Below are 22466 nucleotides of genomic sequence, written 5' to 3' on the forward strand. Positions count from 1 at the left end.
TTAACTTATAAAATAGGGGAGAGCAATTGACTGACGGATTCTTTAAATTTAATCCAAATGCTACGTTGGGCATAGCGTTCTTTCGTCAATTCGCTACATACTTTTAAGTCTTCTTCAAAACTTTCGCGTACTTCTCTCGCTAGTTTTTCATTATATACAAATGCATTCACTTCAAAATTTAACGTAAAACTCCGATTATCCATGTTTGTTGTACCTACACTCGTAATTTCATCATCAATGGTCAATGTTTTGGCATGTAAAAAGCCGTTATCATAAAGGTAAACACGTGCACCGGCTTCGATTAAACTCGCGACATTTTTAAAAGTGGCCCAGTAAACGAATGGGTGATCAGGTTTAGACGGAATCATAATATTAACATTAACACCGCCTAAAGCTGCAATTTTGAGTGCATCCATAAAAGCTTCATCAGGCACGAAGTAAGGTGTTTGAATGTAAATGTCATTTTTCGCCATCGAAATCATTTTTAAATAACCATATTTAACTTGTTCCCAAAATTCGTCTGGACCACTTGAAGCAATTTGTACCCCAATATTGCCAGTATGGGTCTGTTGCGGTTTTGGGAAATATTGACTACTATATGTAATGTTGTCACGGTGCGATTGGGAGTTCCAGTCTAAGATGAAACGCAATTGAAGTGCACTAACAGCATTACCGCGAATACGTAAGTGTGTATCACGCCAATACCCAAACTTTTTAGATAAGCCGAGATATTCATTCCCGACATTAAAGCCACCCACATAGCCGATTTGACCATCTATAATGACAATTTTTCGGTGATTTCTATTGTTCATACGTAAATTAATGAGCGGCAGTTTGGATGGGAAAAATGATTCTACATGACCTCCTTTTTCTTTAAAACGTTTAAAATCGCGTAATGTGAGTGCACGCGATCCCATGTCATCATATAACATTTTCACTTCGACACCTTGTTCGAGTTTTTCTTCTAACAGTTTTAAAATACTTTTACCAAGCGCATCGTGACGGAATATATAATATTGAATATGTACATAGCGCTCTGCATTGCGAATGTCTTCCTTTAAACGATCGAATTTTTCGTTACCATCTGTCAATAACTCAATTTCGTTATTGTTCGTATAAAAGGCAGCATTGTTATACAGTAACATTTGGATCATGCGACTGTAGTTTTGAATATGTGGGTTATCTGCTTCGAACTCCCCATTTTTAATCGCAGTGAGTTGCTCATTCACGATAGAGTCTAAGCCGATACGATCTTGTTTTTCAAGTTTAAAAATGGACTTTCGCTGGATTTGTCGGCCGAATAATAAATAAAGGACAAAGCCTACAAGCGGGAATAAGCCTAATACAAAAATCCATGCCCAGATGGAACTCGCACTTCTTCGTTCCATAAAAATAATGGTAAAGATGAAGATTAAATTTAATAAAAATGCACCGACTAATAAGTAATTAAACAGTACATTTTGATTGTAAAATATCGCGTAAAAAAACTCTGGCATCACTGTTGTCTCCTTTTTCGTGAAGTGCTTTTATTGTATCATGTTCTAGTAAATAGAGGAATTTTACGCATTGACATATACCTATATAGGGTATATCATAAAAGTATCAAAATGAATCTGGGGGATGTGACATGACTGAACAAGCACATCATTCTGAAGAAATTAAACGTAACTTGAAGTCGCGTTTGAATCGTATTGAAGGCCAAGTGAAAGCAATCAACCGAATGATTGACGAAGATGTCTATTGTGATGACGTATTGACCCAAATTAGAGCGACACGTTCGGCTTTAAACAGTGTGGCGTCGCGTCTGTTAGATCATCATATGAAAGGTTGCATCATGCATAAGATTGACGCAGGGCACCAAGACGAAGCGATGGAAGAGTTATTAGTAACGTTTCAAAAACTCATGAAAGATTAGTGGGGTACATTTATGGAAAATGGTTATGTTAAAGTAACACAACTGACAACTGAAGCACAGCAACAACAGCTATCTGATCGTTTGCTTCGTTTAATTGGTGTCGAGAGTGTTGTTATTGATTTGGCAACACAATCGTTGACGCTCACTTATGACACGCCAGCAAATTTGAACACGATAGAAAAAGAAATTTATGATGCAGGATTTCCTGTTATCCAATCACATAAAGGAGTGTAACTGATGGCAAAACATATGATCGAAGTAGAAGGTATGACTTGTGCACATTGTAAAGCAGCAGTTGAAGGTGCAGTGAGGGAAAACGCGCATGTGACATACGTTGAAGCATTTCCAGCTGACAACCGAGTAGAAGTTGAAGTGACAGATGACAGTGCATTAGCAGATGTGAAGCAACGTATTTACGATCAAGGTTATGACGTTGTATCATAATTCAGCATCAATTAGGGCTTAGTTTTTCATTGAAGAGATGAGAGGTAAGCCCTCATTTCGTATTTAAAATATACCCTCTATAGTTATAGGAGATGACATAATGACTCAAGAAGAAACTTTCAAAATTGCAGGTATGACATGTGCCGCCTGTTCGGCGCGTATTGAACGGGTCCTCCAGCGTGAAGCCGGAATTGATCAAATTAATGTCAACTTAGTCATGGAAAATGGAACTGTGAAGTATGACCCGAGCCAGATTACGATTGAAGAGATTTATGAACGTGTCGCTAAAATCGGGTATGAAGCTTTTCCAATGGAGACGAAAGATGAAACAGCTAAACGCAAAAGCGATGAATTGAAGCGACAAAAAGCAAAATTCATTATTTCAATAATTTTAGCATTACCCTTACTGTATACGATGTTCGGGCATTTTTCATTTTTAAGTTTTATTCCAGTTCCAGACCTTTTAATGAACGGCTGGTTTCAATTTATTTTAGCAACACCGATTCAATTTGTACTCGGTTGGCAATTTTATGTCGGAGCATACAAATCGTTAAAAAGTAAAAGTGCGAACATGGATGTCCTCGTTGCGATGGGAACTTCAGCAGCTTACTTTTATAGTCTTTATTTAATGTTGACACATCTGGGCCATAGCGGTCATGTGCCACTTTATTTTGAAACGAGTGCGGTATTAATTACGCTCATTTTATTAGGTAAATATTTCGAAATGCGTGCAAAAGGACATGCAAGTGACGCGATTAGTAAACTTGCTGCACTACAAGTGAAAGATGCGGAAGTGGAACGTGAGGGTAAGACTGAAATGATCGCCATTGATGATGTCCGTGTAGGTGACATTGTATGGGTGAGAAGTGGTCAACAAATCCCATTAGACGGTCAAGTGATTGAAGGTTCCACAACGGTCAATGAAGCGATGTTGACAGGGGAAAGTATGCCTGTTGAAAAAAATATCGGCGACACTGTCATTGGAAGTACAATCAACCAAACGAATTTTATTAAACTTCAAGTGACGCATGTCGGTGAAGACTTAGTATTGAATCAAATCATTAAAGTCGTGGAAGAAGCGCAAAATGATAAACCACAAATTCAACGGTTAGCGGACAAAATTTCAAATATTTTCGTACCGACTGTCGTTGTTTTGGCATTACTGTCATTTATCGTATGGTTTTTCGTTGTCACACCGTTTCAATTTACGGCAGCATTTGAAATTTTTATCGCTGTCATCGTCATTGCCTGTCCTTGTGCTTTAGGCCTTGCGACACCGACTTCGATTATGGTGGGATCAGGTCGTGCAGCAGAATCTGGTATTTTATTTAAAACAGCAGAAGCATTAGAACAAGCGCAACATGTCGATACGATTGTCTTTGATAAAACCGGTACAATTACGAACGGTGAACCTAAAGTCGTACACGTGTACCTTGAAACAGAAGAAGCAATGATTGGCGCTTATGTTAAAAGTTTGGAAATGCAATCTGAACACCCACTTTCTAAAGCATTAGTGGATTATTATAATGACGAAGCGGTCCGCCCTGTTTCGCAATATGAGACACATGCAGGAAGCGGTATTTCAGGTGTCATTGACGACAATCGTGTGCGTATCGGCTCCATGCGTTTCGTTACAAACAATGACTTAACTCAAGACCAACAAGATAGCATGCATTCGTTGGCAGAACAAGGCGCAACAGTTGTTGGCATGACAATCAATGAAACACTTGTCGCAATCATCGGTGTGAGAGATGAACCGAAAGCGGAAGCGAAAGCAGTCATTGAAACGTTAAACAAAAATTACGACTTAGTCATGTTAAGTGGAGATAGTGAACAGACAGCACAAGCAATCGGTCGTGAACTCGGCTTTACACGTGTCATTGCAGAAGTGAAACCGGATGAAAAATCTAAAGTTGTTTCAGCACTCCAAAATGAAGGTCAACGCGTCATGATGGTCGGCGATGGTATTAATGATGCACCGGCATTAATGAAAAGTGATATCGGCGTCGCAATGGGTTCTGGCTCAGATATCGCATTAGAATCCGCAGACATTGCACTCGTACGTAATCATTTAGGTGGTATTGCCGAAGCCCTTCAACTCAGTCGCCTTACGATTAAAAATATTAAACAAAACTTATTTTTCGCCTTTTGTTATAACTTGATTGGTATCCCTATTGCTGCAGCAGGCTTTTTAGCGCCTTGGGTTGCAGGTACAGCGATGGCATTTAGTTCAGTTTCAGTTGTATTAAATGCATTACGATTAAAAAATGTGAAAAAATAATTTTATGAATTTACAATTTGGTGTAGTAAAGCGCTACAATTTAGGGTAAGATAAAGGAGTAGATAGCAGAATACGGGGTGATCAAATGGCGAAAAAGAATGATAAGCTTCAAAATGTGGTCCAAATGTTATCTTCAATCGGTGTGAAGGTGAAAAAAACGAAGCCCCGATTAGATATTATGCGATCATTACCCAAACCTAATCCTGCAACTGAGAAATTGAAACCTTATTAAGTATGTTTGAGAAGCACTTGGATGTTGACTGATGTCATGTCTAGGTGCTTTTTATTTTTTGTTAGAACTACTTTGGTGATGTAGAAACAATCTTTGATTGCGTCAACCAGACCTTTGTAGTTTGGTATAAATTGATGTGGGTGAATGCGACGTTTGGACTCGCGTTTCCTAGGGGTTGAGGGGAGGTTGTGACAAAAGCGCTTAGGATTTGAGCAGAACCGATCTTAAATATGTTTACTATGTGAGGCTGCTAAAAATAAAAAAATAATTTATAAATAAAACATTACATTGTTGAATTTAAATTAGGATATTCATATAATAAAGTTAAAGATAATATGGTGTCCATCTAAAAAACGTTTTGAACGAACGGATGGATTAATTTGTCGCTCAGTTACAGTGAAAAAATAATTTTAAAGGGAAGAGTGCACATGTTAAAAAATTAGTTGTTACAGGTTTGATTACAGCAGCAGTTGCACAAGTTTATACGCATGACACACAAGCAGCGGAAAAGAATGCTACAGATGCGCCGAAAGTGATGGTTAAGGATGAGGCGAAAAAAGATGGGACACCGATCATCCATAAACCTACGTACATTTACCCGCATTTAGAGGGAGAAGATGATGTTGCATATTTAAAACGTATGTCAACGCATCCACCAAAAGGCGCAGTTCCATACGGTGTGTTGAATAAAGATGGCTCGATTACAGAAGCGAATACGGATCCACATTACGATATTTTACAAATTGAAGATCCAAATGCGATGAAAGCTTCGGTTTTTGCACCGGCAGATGATCAAGATGCGACAGTTAGTGATTTACAAATTGAACCGCCAGCATTAGTAGGAACAAGTGTTAAACACATTGATGCTACGGGAGATGCGCAATCTAGCGATGATCAAAAAGCAACAAAATCTTCAAAAGCATCAGTACAAGATAAGAAGAAAAAAGACGTCACAGCGCAAACGGCACAAGCAAAAACAGATAAAATGATGGCGACTACAAAAATGGCATCAGCGAAACAACAAGTAAATAGAAACAAAGCGATGAAACAACAAGACAAAGCAGCAAAAATGTTGCCAGCAGCAGGGGAACCACAAGTGAATGCAATCGGTCAAACAGCGCTGGCACTTTCAATGATCGCATTAGGTGTCATCGCGTTCTTCACACGACGACGCAAAATAAATGAATAATTAAAAAAGAGGTTGGGGAAACGTTATTAGTTCCTCAGCCTCTTCCTTTTTATGAAGTTGTACGTTTTTGTGTAGGTGTTTCATCGTTATACTTTTTCGGTGTATGGTAATGAATACTCAACAACACACCGATGCCTGACATGAGACTCCAGAGTGAACTCCCACCGTAACTAATAAATGGTAACGGAATCCCTGTAATCGGTAAAAGTTGAATTGTCATACCGATGTTTTGGAAAATATGGAACAGCAATAAACTAATATAACCGATAATGAATGATTTGTTGAACAGATCATCAGAATTCATTGCCATACGAATTAAGTGAAGGAGTAATAATAAAAAGACACCTAATAAGATGACTGAGCCTAAAAAGCCGAATTCTTCTCCAATAACTGAAAAAATAAAGTCTGTATGATTTTCAGGAATATACACTTCGCCGTTATTTAACCCTTTTCCGATGAGCTGACCAGAACCAATAGCTTTTAACGACTCTGTTAAGTGGAACCCGTCGCCTGAACTGTATGCGTATGGATCGAGCCAAGAGTTGATACGTCCTAATTGATACGTTTTAATACCGGCTACATTTTCAATCAAGCTTGGTTTATAAATAATAGACAAGATTAAGCCGCCACCTAAAACGATTGCGCTACCAAATAAAGGGGCCAAAATTTTCCATGTGACGCCACTTACAATCACGACACCTGCAATAATCGCTAAAAAGACGAGTGTCGTTCCTAAGTCATTTTGTAACAGTATGAGGAGGATCGGCACTAAGCTCACACCTGCAATTTTCAGTAATAACATGATGTCTGTTTGAAATGATTTGTTGAAGGTGAATCGATTATGTTGTGCGACAACCTTAGAAATGACGAGAATGAGTACAATTTTCATGAATTCTGAAGGTTGAATACTGATTGGACCGAAACGATACCAACTTTTTGCCCCGTTAATCACAGGTGTAATGGAAGATTCTGGTAGGAGTATTAATCCAAATAGTAAAATATTAAAAATAATGTATACCGTATAAGTGTAATTGCGAATTTTTTTAGGTGAAAACAACATAATCATGAACGCAATAATTGCACCTAGTATGTAATAAAAAATCTGTCTGACACCGAAATCAAGGCTATATTGACCGCCACCCATTGCCGAATGAATCGTCGTAACACTAATGATACAAAGGATTGTAATCAGTGCGATGAGTGGCCAATCTAAGCGGCGCAAAAACGACTTCTGCGTTAGTTGACGAGAGGATACCATGCCAATCTCCTTTACACATAAATTCTATATTGTCATTATATACCGATTTTACATAAGTTGTAATCAAATTGCTAATATTCTCGGAAAATAAATGCAATACAAATGAGAGTCATGGTAATATGGAGTTTAGATAAAAATGATGGAGGCGGAGTTATGTCGAAAGAAGCATTATGTATCATTTATGGTGGTAAAAGTGCCGAACATGATGTGTCAATTTTAACCGCACAAAATGTATTGAATGCAATTGATAAAGCGCGTTACCACATCGATATTATTTATATTACTAATGATGGTCAATGGAAAAAAATGGACAATATTATCGAAGACATTACTGATGTTGAAGCGTTACGCATTGATGACGTACCGACGAGTGATATTTCAGCGATGTTAACACAAAGTAGTCAAGGTGGGCGTTATGATGCGGTATTCCCATTATTACATGGACCTAATGGTGAAGATGGGACGATTCAAGGGCTATTCGAAGTATTGGACATTCCCTATGTAGGTAATGGGGTGTTAGCGGCATCAAGTTCAATGGATAAATTAGTGATGAAACAATTGTTTGCACATCGCGGTTTACCACAATTGCCATATGTGAGCTTTTTAAGAAGTGAATACGAAAAATATCGCAAAAATATTATTAAACTCGTGCATGACAAGTTAGAATTCCCAGTGTTCGTTAAACCGGCGAATTTAGGCTCAAGTGTCGGGATTAGTAAATGTGAAGATGAAGCGGCCTTGATTAAAGGGATTGAAGAAGCGTTTCAATTCGACCGTAAACTTGTCATTGAACAAGGTGTGGATGCGCGTGAAATCGAAGTGGCCGTGTTAGGCAATGACTATCCTGAAACGACATGGCCAGGTGAAGTTGTGAAAGATGTCGCATTTTACGACTATAAATCAAAATATAAAGATGGCAAAGTGAAGCTGGCAATTCCGGCTGATCTTGATCAAGAAGTACAACTGACGCTCCGTAACATGGCTGTAGAAGCATTTAAAGCGACGGACTGTTCAGGATTGTTACGTGCAGACTTTTTCGTGACAGCAGATAACCAAATCTACATTAATGAAACGAATGCGATGCCAGGATTTACAGCGTATAGTATGTATCCAAAATTATGGGAAAATATGGGTGTTTCTTATTCGGAATTGATTACAAAGTTAATTGATCTTGCGAAGGCACGTTACGAAGATAAGCAAAAAAATAAACACCGAATTGATTAGGAGTTTTGACTATGATAAATATAACGTTGAAACAACTTGCAGAATGGGTAGACTGTGATATTGATACGCAATACTTAGACGTTGAAATTAAAGGTGTCACAATTGATTCAAGACATATTCAACAAGGACAGTTATTTATCCCTTTTAAAGGTGAAAATGTAGATGGCCATCAGTACAGTGAACAAGCATTGAACGATGGGGCAGGTGCGACGTTTTTCCAACAAGATAGTACACTAACTGCACCGACGAACGGACCAGTCATTTTTGTAGAAAACACATTGACTGCACTGCAACAGTTGGCAAAGGCGTATTTACAACATGTGGCGCCCACAGTGATTGCTGTCACAGGTTCAAACGGAAAGACGACGACAAAAGATATGTTGGAAAACGTCTTATCAGGAAAGTTCCGTGTACAAAAAACGCAAGGCAATTACAATAACGAAATCGGCATGCCATTAACGATTTTAGAGTTAAACGAAGATACGGAAGTTTCAATTTTAGAAATGGGCATGTCAGGTTTTCGTGAAATAGAATTACTATCCAACATTGCACAACCGGATTTTGCAGTGATTACAAATATCGGCGAATCTCATATGCAAGATTTAGGGTCAAGAGAAGGGATTGCCAAAGCGAAATTTGAAATTGTGACAGGTTTAAAATCAGACGGTTATTTCATTTACGATGGGGACGAACCATTGTTAAAACCGCACGTAGAGACGTTAACATCTGCACATCAAGTGAGTGTCGGTTTGTCAGCTACGAATGATATGCAATGTCAAATGGTGTCACATCTTGAAGACGGCATTACGTTCACTGTGAATGATGACGTGACCTATACGATTCCTATTTTAGGCGAACATAATATGCGTAATGCGACGATTGCTATTACAGTAGGCCGCATTATGGGCTTAACAGATAAACAAATTCAACAGCAATTGACGTCGCTTAAGCTGACAGATATGCGCATGCAGAAGTTTATGATGCCAAATGGTGCAATCGTCATTAATGATGCGTATAATGCAAGCCCGACAAGTATGAAGGCTGCGATTGATACGTTGAGTCATATGAAAGGGGATACCATTCTCGTGCTCGGTGATGTCCTTGAACTTGGTGATCAGTCACGTCAATTGCATGCGAGCGTTGGGGCTTACCTTGAAAATAAAGGCATACATCAACTGTATACGTTTGGTGAAGGTGCGATGGCGATTCATGAAAAGGGCAAGACGTTCGTGAATGAGGCGATTCATTTTGATCAAAAAGAGAAGTTGATACGTTATTTGACGTCTATCGTCGAACAACACAGTGTCGTCCTCGTGAAAGCGTCTCGAGGGATGCATTTAGAAGAAGTTGTCGAAGCACTCGTACAAGCAGAATAACATCAAGTATGGAACAGAGCCGTGAGTCATCACTGTCTTTGTTCCATTTTTAATTTTAAAAAAATAAAATGAACGCATTAAAAATTATTGGATGTGTGTAAACTGGGTTTAAACCCTACAGTGACACGAATTAAAAGCATAGAGAATATATAAGAATTTAAATGATAGTGAACTTTCGTTTATTGCGGTATTGTGACGAAAATGGTAATATGTAGAAGTTAGATTAAACTTATTTGACAAAAATATATAAGAATGATGATTCAAAAAAGGAGAATTACTTTGCAAAAATTTACAGAATTAGGCGTTTCAGAACGTACAGCTGAAACCCTCGAGGCAATGGGATTTACGGAGCCGACACCCATTCAAAAAGATAGTATCCCATTCGCACTCGAAAACATTGATATCCTAGGTCAAGCGCAGACCGGAACAGGAAAAACAGGTGCCTTTGGTATCCCATTGATCGAAAAAGTTGTTGGGCAAGAAGGCGTGCGTGCTTTAATTTTAGCACCTACACGTGAATTAGCGATGCAAGTAGCTGAACAATTACGTGAATTCAGCCGTGGTCAAAAAGTCCAAGTCGTGACTGTATTTGGTGGTATGCCAATCGACCGTCAAATTAAATCATTAAAACGCGGACCACAAATCGTAGTGGGTACACCAGGTCGTGTGATTGACCACCTTAATCGCCGTACATTAAAACCACAACAAATCGAAACGTTAATTTTAGATGAAGCGGACGAAATGATGAACATGGGCTTCATTGACGATATGCGTTATATTATGGATAAATTGCCATCAGAAAACCGTCAAACGATGTTATTCTCGGCAACAATGCCAAAAGCGATTCAAGAATTAGTACAAAAATTTATGAAATCGCCACGTATCATTAAAACAATGAATAATGAAATTTCTGACCCACAAATTGACGAATATTACACTATCGTTAAAGAACTTGAAAAATTCGATACATTTACGAATTTCTTAGATGTACATCAACCTGAGTTAGCGATTGTGTTCGGTCGTACAAAACGCCGTGTCGATGAGTTAACAAGTGCTTTACTTTCAAAAGGCTACAAAGCTGAAGGTTTACACGGTGATATTACACAGGCGAAACGTTTGGAAGTATTGAAAAAGTTTAAAAACGACCAAATTGATATTTTAGTTGCGACAGACGTTGCGGCTAGAGGATTAGACATTTCAGGTGTGAGTCACGTTTATAACTTTGACATTCCACAAGATACAGAAAGTTATACACACCGTATTGGACGTACAGGTCGTGCGGGTAAACATGGTATCGCCGTGACGTTTGTCAACCCAATTGAAATGGATTATATCCGTCAAATCGAGCAAACAAACCGTCGTCAAATGCGTGCGTTAAGACCGCCACATCGTAAAGAAGTTTTAAAAGCACGTGAAGATGAAATTAAGAGCAAAGTTCAAAGTTGGATGGACGCTGCGAAAGAACCACGTGTCGAAAACATCGCGAAACAACTTCTTGAAACGTATGATCAAACAGAACTTGTGACTGCGTTATTACAAGAATTAGTGGAATCTAATGATGAAGTCGATGTACAATTAACATTTGAAAAACCATTGGCACGTAAAAATGGTCGTTCACCAAAAGGCAATCGTAAAGGTGGCAACAACAAACGTCATTCAAAAGCAGGACGTAACCATAAGCCAAGTGGTAATAAAAAGGGCAATTTCAAACATAAAAGAGAAACAAAAGTGAAAAAAGGACGTACATTTGCGGATCATCAAAAATAATCAGCGTTCGTTCACTTAAATAAAACAGCAGCACAGTGCATTTCAATAGAGATGTACGTGCTGTTTTTTTATGGTTTTTAAGACGACGTACATGTTCCGAGTGATAAGGAGAACTGTGTAATTTTAAAAGACGAAAGTTGTCATGAATTCTATCTAACGCCACCATATCAAACTATCAGAATGAAAAACGTTTATGATATAATAATGCTAAATTTACTAGGGAGTGACTGTCATCATGCAACTTGAATTTACTCAAAGTCCCGAACCTGCTCGTCGTTATTTAAAGTTATGGTATTTTTGTCAATTCATCGTAACTTTAATCATCTTATCCGCTGCACTCGCGATATGGTTTTATAACGACATGCCATTTTACGGGACTTATATTTTCATCGGACTCGTGCTGATTGATATTTTATATTATCTGATTCACCCGATACTCCTTTACCGTTACTATTATTATCGCGTGACGGACAGTTATATTGAAATTCAAAAGAATTGGTGGTTTAAACGCAATGAAGTGATTCAAATTGAGCGTATCCAGTATGTGAGAAGAAAAGCGGGACCATTGATGAGACGTTTTCAACTGAACCGATTGACTTTTTATACAGCTGGACATGAGTTAGTGTTGCCGTTACTTTATGACGACACAATCACAGAGATTGAATCATTCTGTCTTGCGCAACTCAAAGGGGGTGACAGCGATGTATAGTCCTCAAAAGTTGCATCCTATTTCGTACGTTTTAAGTATTATTGAAGCGGTAAAAAGTAATTTTCTTTTTATTATCATTTTTGTATTGTTTCAACTCGATAGCTTTGATTTTACAGATTGGACCAATTACATATGGCCAGGTTTCATCGCAATATCGTTTACTCTTGTTTTTATTAACCGGACGATTGAAATCTATCGCACACGCTACTGGATTGAAGGCGATTATTTTATTGTGAAAAGTGGCTTGTTTAACTTGGAACAAAAAGAACTTAATATTCGTCGTATTCAATCCATGGACACTGTACAACCGATTGTGCATCAATTAGTAGGCGGTGTGAAACTCACGATTAAAACACCGAGTGATGGTATTGATTTAAATATGGTGACGAAAAGGCAGAGTCAATGGATTCAAGAGGAGATAGAGAAAGCCAAATCGAGAATAGAAAGTGAAGATGGAAGACAGGTGCAGTCTGAGCATTCAAATATCGGTACAGATGTACACTATGAAGCGCCACCTATCATTAAAACAAACGCACCTACAGAAATGATTTATCAATTATCTACCCAAAATTTATTATTAATGGCGATGACGAGTGGGGCGGTTTTTGTCACATTAGCCACAGTAGGTCCGATTGTCACTGCTTTTGAAGATATTATCCCGTGGAAAGGGGTTTTCGGTCAGGTTGAGAGTTGGATTCAGAATTTAGTGGCGTTAGTCATTACATTAGTGTTTGGGATACTCGTGATTGCTTATATTGTAGGCGTCATCATTACAATGGTGAGATATTATCGATTCACATTAACACGTTCAGGTGACTTTTTAAAAATTCGTTATGGCTTATTAAAAGTGACCAACTTATCGCTGCCTATCGCTAAATTGCAAGCGGTTCAGGAAAAGAAATCCTTTTTTAGACATTTGTTCGGTTTTACGTCATATCATTTTATTATTACAAGTGATATGGAAGTCGATATGGAGGATGATTTTGCGACTGGTGAAATTATGGTGTTACCGTTCATTAAACAACGCGAAGGAACGAAAATATTGGCATCACTGCTACCGATTTATGCGTTTCAGCCGGTTGAAATGGGTCTGCCTTGGCAAGGTTTTCATCGACGCTTTTGGATTCCGTCAGTCATTTTAATCGGCATCGGTGCACTCATTCATTATTATTGGTGGGTGTGGATATGGATACCGATCGCAGTCATTATTTTGTATTTGATTATTCATAGTGTGATTGCGACGCGCATGTCAGGTTCAGCGTTGACGGATGAAGAAGTATCGATTCGAAAGGTGACATGGTTTGGTTTTAAAACGACGACTTTTAAAAAGGATAAAATTTTAGGTTTCCAACAAACGGCACATCCTTTGATGCAACGGAAACAGTTAGCGCATTTTGATTTTACAATCGCAAGTGGTTCAATTTCTAAAGATTTCGGGTTACGCTTTGAAAATCAGGCCAAAGTTACACGTAACAAACAATGGTATTTAGGAGGTGGAGATGTCAATGGAAAAGATGAGTGAAAGTGGCGTTAAAGTGATGCGTATCGCTGCGTTAATCGTGTCAGCCATCATCGCGCTATTATTCATTGGCGCTATCGTATTAGGCTATTTCTTAGATTGGGATCGATTCGTGATTGTACTGATCATCATCTTGGCAATCGTACTGCTCCTCCAACTTATTGTCGATGTGTGGCTTAAACCAATTTATAAATTTCGTACGTTTGGCTACACATATGATTCACATATCGTTACAGTACGAAAAGGGTTTATCATGATTAAACAAACACGTATTCCAACCTTTAGAATTCAAAACGTCGATTTTAAAGAAGGATGGTTAATGCGAAAATATCAGTTAGCGACATTAACACTTTCCACAGCTGGAGGTAATGTCGATGTGACGTTGATCGATAAAGCAACTGCTCAAAAAGTGATGGCATTTATAAAAAACAAGGATGCGAAAGCACCAACAGCAGAAGCAATGTCGATAGTAGACCAAGACGAAAAAGATGAGGAACCTTTATGATATATGGTGTAGGACTTGATTTAGTTGAAATAGCTCGGATTATGGACACTGTACAACGCCAACCCCGCTTTCCAGAACGCATTTTATCAGAACAAGAGCTTGAACGTTATCACAATTATACGACTGAACGTCGCCGTATCGAATTTTTAGCCGGACGATTTGCAGTCAAAGAGGCATTCAGTAAAGCGTTAGGTACGGGGATTGGCAAAGAGATTACGTTTAAACAAATTCATTGTGAAAACGATGCACTCGGTAAGCCTACGATTCAGATGGCAGGCTACCATGTACATGTTTCTATTACACATACAGAACATTATGCAGTAGCACAAGTGATTTTAGAACAATAATGGACGAATATAGAAAGAGGAAGGATGACAATCATGTCAGAAAAATATTATCGCACCACCACGATGAAAGTGAATTTAGATGCGATTACAGAGAATTATTATGCATTAACGAAATTACAACCGAATAAAACAATGATGCCTGTCGTGAAAGCGAATGGATATGGTTTAGGAAGTATCCAAATTGCCCAGCATTTAAGCCAAATAGGTGCTGAATTTTTCTGTGTCGCCACTTTGGATGAAGCGATTGAGTTGAGAATGCACGGGATAAAAGAGAAAATTTTGATTTTATCGAGCATTCCACCCGATGCTATTAATAAAGCCATTCAGCATCGTGTTGCTGTTACAGTACCGTCAAAAGCGTGGTTAGAAGCGGCGACTGCTGAAATTGATGAAGATAATGAAAAGACGTTATGGTTACATATTAAAGTGGATACAGGTATGAATCGACTCGGTGTAAAGGATATAGAAGCGTATCACGATATTATCAACTTCATTCATGCGCATGAAAATCTCGTCTTTGAAGGAGCTTTCTCACATTTCCATTCCGCTGATGAGGACAATGATTCCGCGCACATGCAATATGAACGGTTTGAAGAAATTATCGAAAGTACGGATCATCCTGCCTACATTCATATGCAAAATTCTGCGGGAACGTTACGTTTTAATCCGTCATTATGTAATGCATTCAGACCAGGTATTGCATTATACGGTTACTATCCATCAGCGTTCATTGAAAAAAATGCGACGGCACAATTAGCGCCAGCAGTGCAACTCGTTACAGAAGTGATGGAAGTGAAGTCACTCATTAAAGGTGAGACGGTCGGTTATGGTCAAACATACACAGCACCTGAAGATATGACGATTGCGTTGTTACCGATTGGCTACGCGGACGGTTATTTACGTTCGATGCAAGGGGCGAATGTTAGAATTGGCACAACGGAATGTGAAATTGTGGGACGCGTAAGTATGGACCGTACAGCCATTCGTGTGCCGGCAACAGTGCAAATGGGGGATGAGGTCATTTTAATTGATGATCAAGCCCATACGTCACAATCTGTAGAAAGTCTTGCAGCACAACAACAAACGATTAATTATGAAGTGTTATGTAATATCGGAAGACGAGTGCCGCGTGTGTATTTTGTACAAGAAATGGTTGAAATATCCAACGAATTGTTAAAATAGTATGGTGATTCCGCTCTATTTTTGTTATGATGGACATAATAAAAGAGTTTTTAATGTGTTGTATTGATATGGAGGTCCTATTTATGTCAGCATTCAATCAAACAAGATTTAAAAATTTAGAACAGTCGTTAAAAGAAGGTTATGTACAGATGGCAGATTTAAATCTCTCCCTAGCCACTGAGGCGTATCCAGTTGAATGTGAAGCTTGCGATTGTAATGAATCACACTTGACAACTGATTATAAGGAAGACTAAATGAAGCGCGGAGACGTCTATTTAGCAGATTTATCACCAGTACAGGGCTCTGAACAGGGGGGAGTAAGGCCCGTGGTCATTATCCAAAATGACACTGGTAATAAGTATAGTCCCACTGTGATTGTAGCCGCAATTACTGGTCGGATTAATAAGGCAAAGATACCAACGCATGTCGAAATCGAAAAAAATAAATATAAGCTCGATAAAGATTCTGTTATTTTACTAGAACAAATTCGAACAGTCGATAAGAAACGATTAAAAGAAAAGTTAACGTTTTTGTCTGAGAAGAAGATGAAAGAAGTTAATAATGCGATTGGTATTAGTTTAGGACTGCACATGAATCATCATAAATAGGCTTTAGGATAACGCTCCTAAAGCCTTTTACAGTTTTTAGTGGAAGGAGAACGTTTAATGACAAATCAGAATGAATCGCGATACTTTCAACTTGTTGATCAATTTTTGCAAAGTGAAAGTAAATCCAGTGTTCTCAATCAAGCGCATTCTTTTTCTGAAAATTTATCTGATGATGCATTATTGCCAGAAGAATTTGTAGATATACATAGAAAATACGTTCAGAAGTACGAGTTGTCACGTGAAGACATGATTGCGATTTTAGATATTTTAAGAGCGGTGATTGGTAGCTTTGGTTATGATTATGAAGACTATAAAGCATTGGTTGACCGTGTTGAAGTTCATGATAAGGAATTGGACGTCGCTTCACGTTTACAACAAACGATGTTAAAAACAAATATCCCACAGTTTGACAGCATTCAAATCGGTGTCATTTCTGTTGCGGCACAGCATGTGAGTGGCGATTATTTTAACTTAATTGATCATAAAGATGGCACGATGAGTTTTGCGGTTGCGGACGTCATTGGTAAAGGGATTCCAGCTGCATTAGCGATGAGTATGATTAAGTTTGGCATGGATTCGTACGGTCATTCTCAACTCCCTAATGACGGTTTGAAACGTTTAAATCGCGTCGTAGAAAAAAACATCAATCAAAATATGTTCGTAACCATGTTTTATGGACTTTATGAAGAGATTAATCACGTCCTTTACTGTAGTTCGGCAGGGCATGAACCAGGTTATATTTTTAGAGCGGAATCTGACACTTTTGAAGAAATTACAGTTCGAGGTCGTGTATTAGGTGTAAGCCCGCATGTAAGATATCAACAACAAGAAATAGCCATTAACATTGATGATATGATTATCGTTTTTACAGATGGTGTAACCGAAATTCGAAAAGAAGACGGCGAGTTTATTGATACTTGTTATTTACTTGATTTTATACTTGCATACAAACAATTACATCCACAAGATATCGTCCAACTCTTGTATGAAGAATTACTGAGATTGCAAAAAACAGGCAAACGAGATGATTTAACCATTTTAATTATTAAGCGCGTGCACTAAAGTTGAAAAATGAGATTACTAATGCATTGAAATGGGTAAACTGAACAAGTAGAGAATAAAGTAGGAGTGTAATCAATAATGAACCTTAATATAGAAACCGAAAAGCATGAAACACATTATGATGTCGCAGTAGCCGGTGAATTAGACGTCGCTACAGTTCCGGAACTTGAAAAAGTGCTCGTTCCTATTCGCCAAGAAGGGACGCACGATATTTATGTTAATTTAGAAAAGTTAAACTATATGGACTCAACAGGTTTAGGATTATTTGTTGGAACTTTAAAAGCGTTAAATCAGCACGAAAAAGAATTATACATTTTAGGTGTGAACGATCGTATTAAAAGGCTGTTTGAAATTACAGGACTGAATGATTTGATGCATGTCAACGAAGGAACGGAGGTCGAATGATGATGCAATCCAATGATATCATTGAAATGCGGCTTCCTGCTTCTGCTGAGTATGTCAGTTTAATTCGTTTGACTTTATCAGGTGTGTTTACACGTGCTGGTGCGCATTATGATGACATTGAAGACGCTAAAATTGCTGTGAGTGAAGCAGTGACGAATGCTGTGAAACATGCTTATAAAGATAAAGAAGAACAAGGCTACATTCACGTCTGTTTTGAACTCGCATCAGATCGCATTAAAATTGTAGTGTCTGACCAAGGCGATAGTTTTAATTATCAAGAAACAAAACAAAAACTAGGTCCATATCAAGAAAATGAAAGTATTGATTTCTTGAGAGAAGGGGGACTCGGTTTATTCTTAATCGAATCTTTAATGGATGAAGTAACGGTCGATAAAGAGACAGGTGTTACAATTAGTATGATTAAGTATATCAAAAAAGAGCAGGTGCGAAATAATGACGAAAGAGTCGAAATCAGCTAGTGCTGTTTCACCTGAACAAATCAACCAATGGATTCAAGCGTATCAGAACAATGAGGATGATGAAGCGCAAGAAAAACTTGTGAAACATTATGAAAAACTGATCGAATCCTTAGCTTATAAATACTCAAAAGGTCAATCACATCACGAAGATTTAGTACAGGTTGGTATGGTAGGGCTGATTGGTGCGATTAATCGATTTGATTTATCATTTGATAGAAAATTCGAAGCTTTTTTAGTCCCCACTGTCATAGGTGAAATTAAGCGCTACTTAAGGGATAAAACATGGAGCGTCCACGTCCCGCGTAGAATTAAAGAAATAGGGCCGAGAATCAAAAAAGTGAGCGATGAGTTAACAAATGAATTAGGACGTTCACCGTCAATCAGTGAAATTGCAGAACGTCTTGAAGTTTCGGATGAAGATGTGTTAGAAGCAATGGAAATGGGGCAAAGTTATAACGCTTTAAGTGTCGACCATTCGATTGAAGCGGATAAAGATGGTTCTACAGTGACATTGTTGGATATTATGGGCCAACAAGATGACAATTATGAGTTGACTGAGAAGCGAATGATATTAGAACGAATACTTCCTATTTTAACAGATCGTGAAAGAGAAATTATTCAATGTACATTTATTGACGGATTGAGTCAAAAAGAAACGGGAGAACGTATCGGATTAAGTCAGATGCATGTCTCACGATTACAAAGAACAGCCATAAAGAAATTGCAAGAAGCTGCGAGAAAATAGTAGTGTGATTAAAGGATTGGGATGTGGGGTTCCGGTCCTTTTTTGTGTTTTTGGCAACTTGAATTTTGCAATCTGTGGCGTTGATTTAAACATAGAGAGGACATCCTAAGCCCATTATCAGTGAGGTAGAGCGGATATTGAGCTTTCCAGGTATGATCAACGTCATATTAGCATGGTTGATACGGGTTATGATCCACATGCACTTACGTTCTCACTGACATCCTTTTAGGGATACATGTTAAAATATAGAAGAAAAGATTGAGAAAGCGGTGAATATTTTTGGCAAATCATTTTGTACAAGCAATACATAACCAATATCAGTATCCAGTTAAACATATTGAAGCGGTACTGAAATTATTAGAAGAAAAAAATACTGTGCCTTTTATTGCTCGTTACCGTAAAGAAGTGACGGGCGGTTTAGATGAAGTCGAAATCAAACAAATTGCTGATGAATATCACTATATGGAACAGTTGCAAAAGCGAAAAGATGAAGTGATACATAGCATTGAACAACAAGGATTACTGACGGATGAGCTTCGACGTGACATTCAACAGCAAACGAAATTGCAACGTGTGGAAGATTTGTATCGTCCTTATAAGCAAAAGAAAAAGACGCGTGCAACAGAGGCGAAACGTAAAGGCCTCGAACCTCTAGCAGAATGGATTTATAGACAAAAGTTAGACGCTGACTTAGGGGAGAAAGCACAGGCGTTTTTAACTGATGAAGTAACCTCAGTGGACGAAGCGATTCAAGGTGCGCAGGATATCATTGCTGAAAAAATTGCAGATCATCCGCAATATCGCAGACAAATTTTAAAGTTGACGCAAAAAGAAGGGTTCATGACAGCACAGAAAAAGAAAAACGCTGATGACGAAAAAGCCGTGTTTGAAATGTATTATGATTATCAAGAACCTCTCCGTCAAGTTGCGAATCATCGTATTTTAGCGATGAACCGTGGTGAAAATGAAAAAATACTGCAAGTCAAAATTGAAATGGACAAAGCGACTTTGGCACAAAATATTAAAAAACGAGAAGTCAAAGGTCATAACGAATTATCAATAATTGTAGGAGAAGCGATTGATGACGCGATGAAACGTTTAATCTTCCCTTCCATTGAACGTGAAATCAGAACAGATCTAACAGAGCGCGCAGAAGCACAAGCGATTACATTATTTAGTGAAAACTTGAAAAATCTGTTGTTACAACCGCCATTAAAAGGGAAGCAAATTTTAGGCGTCGATCCAGCGTTTCGTACTGGATGTAAACTCGCAGTCATTAATCCGTATGGGACATTTATAGAAAAATCAGTGATGTACCCACATCCACCTGTATCTAAAGTGGCTGAAGGTGAAAAAATCTTCTTAAAAATGGTGAAAGATTTCGACATTAATTTAATTGCAATAGGAAATGGGACAGCGAGTCGTGAAACGGAACAGTTTGTAGCACGTATGATTCAAGAACATGAACTTGATGTACAGTATATTATTGTGAATGAGGCAGGGGCGTCCGTGTATTCTGCGTCTGAGATTGCGCGTACTGAATTTCCTGATTTTCAAGTGGAAGAGCGGAGTGCCGTATCGATTGGAAGACGTGTACAAGATCCTTTAAGTGAACTCGTTAAAATTGATCCTAAGTCGATAGGTGTTGGACAATATCAACATGACGTGAACCAAAAGGAGTTAGATGCTGCACTTGACTTTGTAGTCGAAACTGCCGTTAACCAAGTCGGTGTGGATGTCAATACAGCTTCGAGTACATTACTGCAGCATGTGTCAGGTTTATCACGACAAATTGCAGATAACATTGTGTTGTATCGTGAAGAAAACGGTGCCATTACCCATCATCGTCAACTGAATAAAGTGAAACGATTAGGTGCAAAAACGTTTGAACAAAGTATCGGGTTTTTACGTATTGTGAATGGTCAAGAACCGTTAGACAATACAGCAATTCATCCAGAAAGTTATGATGCGACTTATCAATTATTAGAAAGTTTAGAGCTCAAAATTACAGATATTGGCACACCCGTTTTAGCCAAAGCATTATCAACATTGGATATAGCAAGTTATGCAACGCAGCTAAACATTGGTGTTCCTACGTTAGAAGACATCGTGAAGTCATTAATTACACCAAACCGAGATCCTCGTGATGATTATGAAACACCTGAATTAAAGTCAGATGTATTGTCCATAGAGGATTTATCGAAAGGTATGAAATTGAATGGAACAGTACGCAATGTAGTTGATTTTGGTGCTTTTGTAGATATCGGTATTAAGCAAGACGGTTTGGTACACATTTCAAAACTCTCTAAAAAGTTTGTCAAACACCCGATGGACATTGTCAGTGTTGGTGACATTGTAGAAGTGTGGATTGAGAATATTGATGAAAATAAAGGGAAAGTTGCTCTGACAATGATTGATCCAAATGAATAATGAATCTTTGCAGCAACTTACTGAACAACTTGCAATAGAGCATTTTGGAATCCCTTTTAGACATCGTATTTACTTTAATCGACGTTTACGTACAACGGGTGGACGTTATATGCTAATTTCACATGATATTGAAATTAATCCTAAGCAATACGAACATTTTGGTGAGCAAGCACTTGTTGATATTATTAAACATGAATTGTGTCACTACTTTTTGCATCTGAGTGGGAGAGGGCATCAACATAAAGATAGAGATTTTAAAGTATTAGCCGAAAAAGTAGGTGCACCCAGATTTTGTCAACCGACCGAAAGCTATGCATCAAGAGCGAACTATGAATATGAATGTCAATCGTGTCATAGTAGTTATGTTCGCATTAGAAAAGTAAATGTTGTTAAAATGCGGTGTGGTCGATGTGGCGGTCGTTTGAAATTGAAAAGGTATTTATAAGTTGTTGAGGCACTATATGCTGACTGAAGAAGGTGAGCGATAGTGCCTTTTTTAACTTAATTCTATTTTTGTAATATGTGTTGTATGAGGAGTAAAAGTTAGAAAAATAGGGGGATATGTATTGACATTGTTTGTGAGACTGATTATAATAACAAAGTCGTCAAAAAAAGTTGCAAGCAGTTCAAAATGATGTTTGACAATGATGACGAAATGTTGTATTCTAAAATACGTCGCAAAAAGTGATTGTTAAAGACAGATTACAAACATTAAAAAAATATTAAAAAAGTGTTGACACTACTAACACGATATAATATAATAAATATCGTTCTAAAAAACGAAAACGT

Annotated in this window: 24 protein-coding genes; 22 read left to right on the forward strand and 2 right to left on the reverse strand. The window is 38.1% G+C overall.

The features are described from left to right. Nucleotides 1-5: 5 nt before the first annotated feature. The gene (cls, locus tag EL101_RS03885) at nt 6-1496 is read right to left on the reverse strand and encodes a cardiolipin synthase (RefSeq protein WP_096597966.1); all 1491 of its coding nucleotides are present in this window, start codon (nt 1494-1496) and stop codon (nt 6-8) included. 131 nt (nt 1497-1627) lie between these two features. Here cls and csoR point away from each other — a divergent pair, with 131 nt between their 5' ends. From csoR to EL101_RS03910, 6 genes are all read left to right on the forward strand, one after another. Further along, complete coding sequence (gene csoR / locus EL101_RS03890; protein WP_019165818.1) at nt 1628-1915, forward strand: copper-sensing transcriptional repressor CsoR; 288 nt, start codon at nt 1628-1630, stop codon at nt 1913-1915. A gap of 12 nt (nt 1916-1927) precedes the next feature. Next, entirely contained in the window at nt 1928-2149 is a 222-nt protein-coding gene (gene csoZ, locus EL101_RS03895; RefSeq protein WP_096543014.1) for a putative copper chaperone CsoZ, read from the forward strand. A 3-nt stretch (nt 2150-2152) separates the two neighbouring features. Continuing rightward, complete coding sequence (locus EL101_RS03900) at nt 2153-2359, forward strand: cation transporter (protein ID WP_096597964.1); 207 nt, start codon at nt 2153-2155, stop codon at nt 2357-2359. 100 nt (nt 2360-2459) lie between these two features. Next, nucleotides 2460-4640: a heavy metal translocating P-type ATPase gene (locus tag EL101_RS03905; protein ID WP_096597962.1), complete on the forward strand. Its 2181-nt coding sequence runs from the start codon at nt 2460-2462 to the stop codon at nt 4638-4640. A 124-nt stretch (nt 4641-4764) separates the two neighbouring features. After that, nucleotides 4765-4872 (forward strand): Lmo0850 family protein, encoded by a 108-nt coding sequence (locus EL101_RS13460; RefSeq protein WP_394371199.1) that lies wholly within the window; start codon nt 4765-4767, stop codon nt 4870-4872. 454 nt (nt 4873-5326) lie between these two features. Beyond that, complete coding sequence (locus tag EL101_RS03910; RefSeq protein ID WP_096597960.1) at nt 5327-6061, forward strand: peptidase; 735 nt, start codon at nt 5327-5329, stop codon at nt 6059-6061. A 49-nt stretch (nt 6062-6110) separates the two neighbouring features. Here the strand turns inward: EL101_RS03910 and EL101_RS03915 are convergent, their stop codons facing one another. Then, entirely contained in the window at nt 6111-7319 is a 1209-nt protein-coding gene (locus EL101_RS03915; protein ID WP_096597958.1) for an FtsW/RodA/SpoVE family cell cycle protein, read from the reverse strand. 153 nt (nt 7320-7472) lie between these two features. Here EL101_RS03915 and EL101_RS03920 point away from each other — a divergent pair, with 153 nt between their 5' ends. The 16 genes from EL101_RS03920 to EL101_RS03995 all read left to right on the forward strand — a co-directional run bounded on the left by EL101_RS03920 (nt 7473) and on the right by EL101_RS03995 (nt 22122). Then, nucleotides 7473-8543 (forward strand): D-alanine--D-alanine ligase, encoded by a 1071-nt coding sequence (locus tag EL101_RS03920; protein ID WP_096597956.1) that lies wholly within the window; start codon nt 7473-7475, stop codon nt 8541-8543. A gap of 11 nt (nt 8544-8554) precedes the next feature. After that, a complete protein-coding gene (locus EL101_RS03925) occupies nt 8555-9919 on the forward strand; it encodes a UDP-N-acetylmuramoyl-tripeptide--D-alanyl-D-alanine ligase (RefSeq protein WP_096597954.1) in 1365 nt (454 codons plus the stop codon). A 279-nt stretch (nt 9920-10198) separates the two neighbouring features. Beyond that, the gene (cshA, locus tag EL101_RS03930; RefSeq protein WP_019165826.1) at nt 10199-11686 is read left to right on the forward strand and encodes a degradosome RNA helicase CshA; all 1488 of its coding nucleotides are present in this window, start codon (nt 10199-10201) and stop codon (nt 11684-11686) included. A 235-nt stretch (nt 11687-11921) separates the two neighbouring features. After that, the gene (locus EL101_RS03935) at nt 11922-12395 is read left to right on the forward strand and encodes a PH domain-containing protein (RefSeq protein WP_096597952.1); all 474 of its coding nucleotides are present in this window, start codon (nt 11922-11924) and stop codon (nt 12393-12395) included. After that, complete coding sequence (locus EL101_RS03940) at nt 12388-13917, forward strand: PH domain-containing protein (RefSeq protein ID WP_096597950.1); 1530 nt, start codon at nt 12388-12390, stop codon at nt 13915-13917. The genes EL101_RS03935 and EL101_RS03940 overlap by 8 nt, the downstream gene beginning before the upstream one ends. Then, nucleotides 13901-14419, forward strand: a complete 519-nt coding sequence (locus EL101_RS03945; RefSeq protein ID WP_096597948.1) for a PH domain-containing protein — start codon at nt 13901-13903, stop codon at nt 14417-14419. The genes EL101_RS03940 and EL101_RS03945 overlap by 17 nt, the downstream gene beginning before the upstream one ends. Then, nucleotides 14416-14766 (forward strand): holo-ACP synthase, encoded by a 351-nt coding sequence (gene acpS / locus EL101_RS03950; protein WP_096597946.1) that lies wholly within the window; start codon nt 14416-14418, stop codon nt 14764-14766. The genes EL101_RS03945 and acpS overlap by 4 nt, the downstream gene beginning before the upstream one ends. Before the next feature lie 33 nt (nt 14767-14799). After that, complete coding sequence (gene alr, locus EL101_RS03955) at nt 14800-15948, forward strand: alanine racemase (RefSeq protein WP_096598058.1); 1149 nt, start codon at nt 14800-14802, stop codon at nt 15946-15948. A gap of 83 nt (nt 15949-16031) precedes the next feature. After that, nucleotides 16032-16202 (forward strand): type II toxin-antitoxin system antitoxin MazE, encoded by a 171-nt coding sequence (gene mazE / locus EL101_RS03960; RefSeq protein WP_014613378.1) that lies wholly within the window; start codon nt 16032-16034, stop codon nt 16200-16202. Further along, nucleotides 16203-16556, forward strand: coding sequence for a type II toxin-antitoxin system PemK/MazF family toxin (locus EL101_RS03965; protein WP_014613379.1), 354 nt, complete (start codon nt 16203-16205; stop codon nt 16554-16556). A 57-nt stretch (nt 16557-16613) separates the two neighbouring features. After that, nucleotides 16614-17618, forward strand: coding sequence for a SpoIIE family protein phosphatase (locus EL101_RS03970; protein ID WP_019165832.1), 1005 nt, complete (start codon nt 16614-16616; stop codon nt 17616-17618). Nucleotides 17619-17696: 78 nt separating this feature from the next. After that, entirely contained in the window at nt 17697-18023 is a 327-nt protein-coding gene (locus EL101_RS03975; protein ID WP_096597944.1) for an anti-sigma factor antagonist, read from the forward strand. Beyond that, complete coding sequence (rsbW, locus tag EL101_RS03980; RefSeq protein ID WP_026067010.1) at nt 18023-18502, forward strand: anti-sigma B factor RsbW; 480 nt, start codon at nt 18023-18025, stop codon at nt 18500-18502. Before EL101_RS03975 ends, rsbW begins: the two co-directional genes overlap by 1 nt. After that, entirely contained in the window at nt 18477-19247 is a 771-nt protein-coding gene (sigB, locus tag EL101_RS03985; RefSeq protein WP_096597942.1) for an RNA polymerase sigma factor SigB, read from the forward strand. Before rsbW ends, sigB begins: the two co-directional genes overlap by 26 nt. A 279-nt stretch (nt 19248-19526) precedes the next feature. Further along, entirely contained in the window at nt 19527-21677 is a 2151-nt protein-coding gene (locus EL101_RS03990; protein ID WP_096597940.1) for a Tex family protein, read from the forward strand. Continuing rightward, complete coding sequence (locus EL101_RS03995) at nt 21670-22122, forward strand: SprT family protein (protein ID WP_096597938.1); 453 nt, start codon at nt 21670-21672, stop codon at nt 22120-22122. Before EL101_RS03990 ends, EL101_RS03995 begins: the two co-directional genes overlap by 8 nt. Nucleotides 22123-22466: the final 344 nt, after the last annotated feature.

The sequence above is a fragment of the Staphylococcus delphini genome (assembly GCF_900636325.1).
GTDB classification, from domain to species: domain Bacteria; phylum Bacillota; class Bacilli; order Staphylococcales; family Staphylococcaceae; genus Staphylococcus; species Staphylococcus delphini.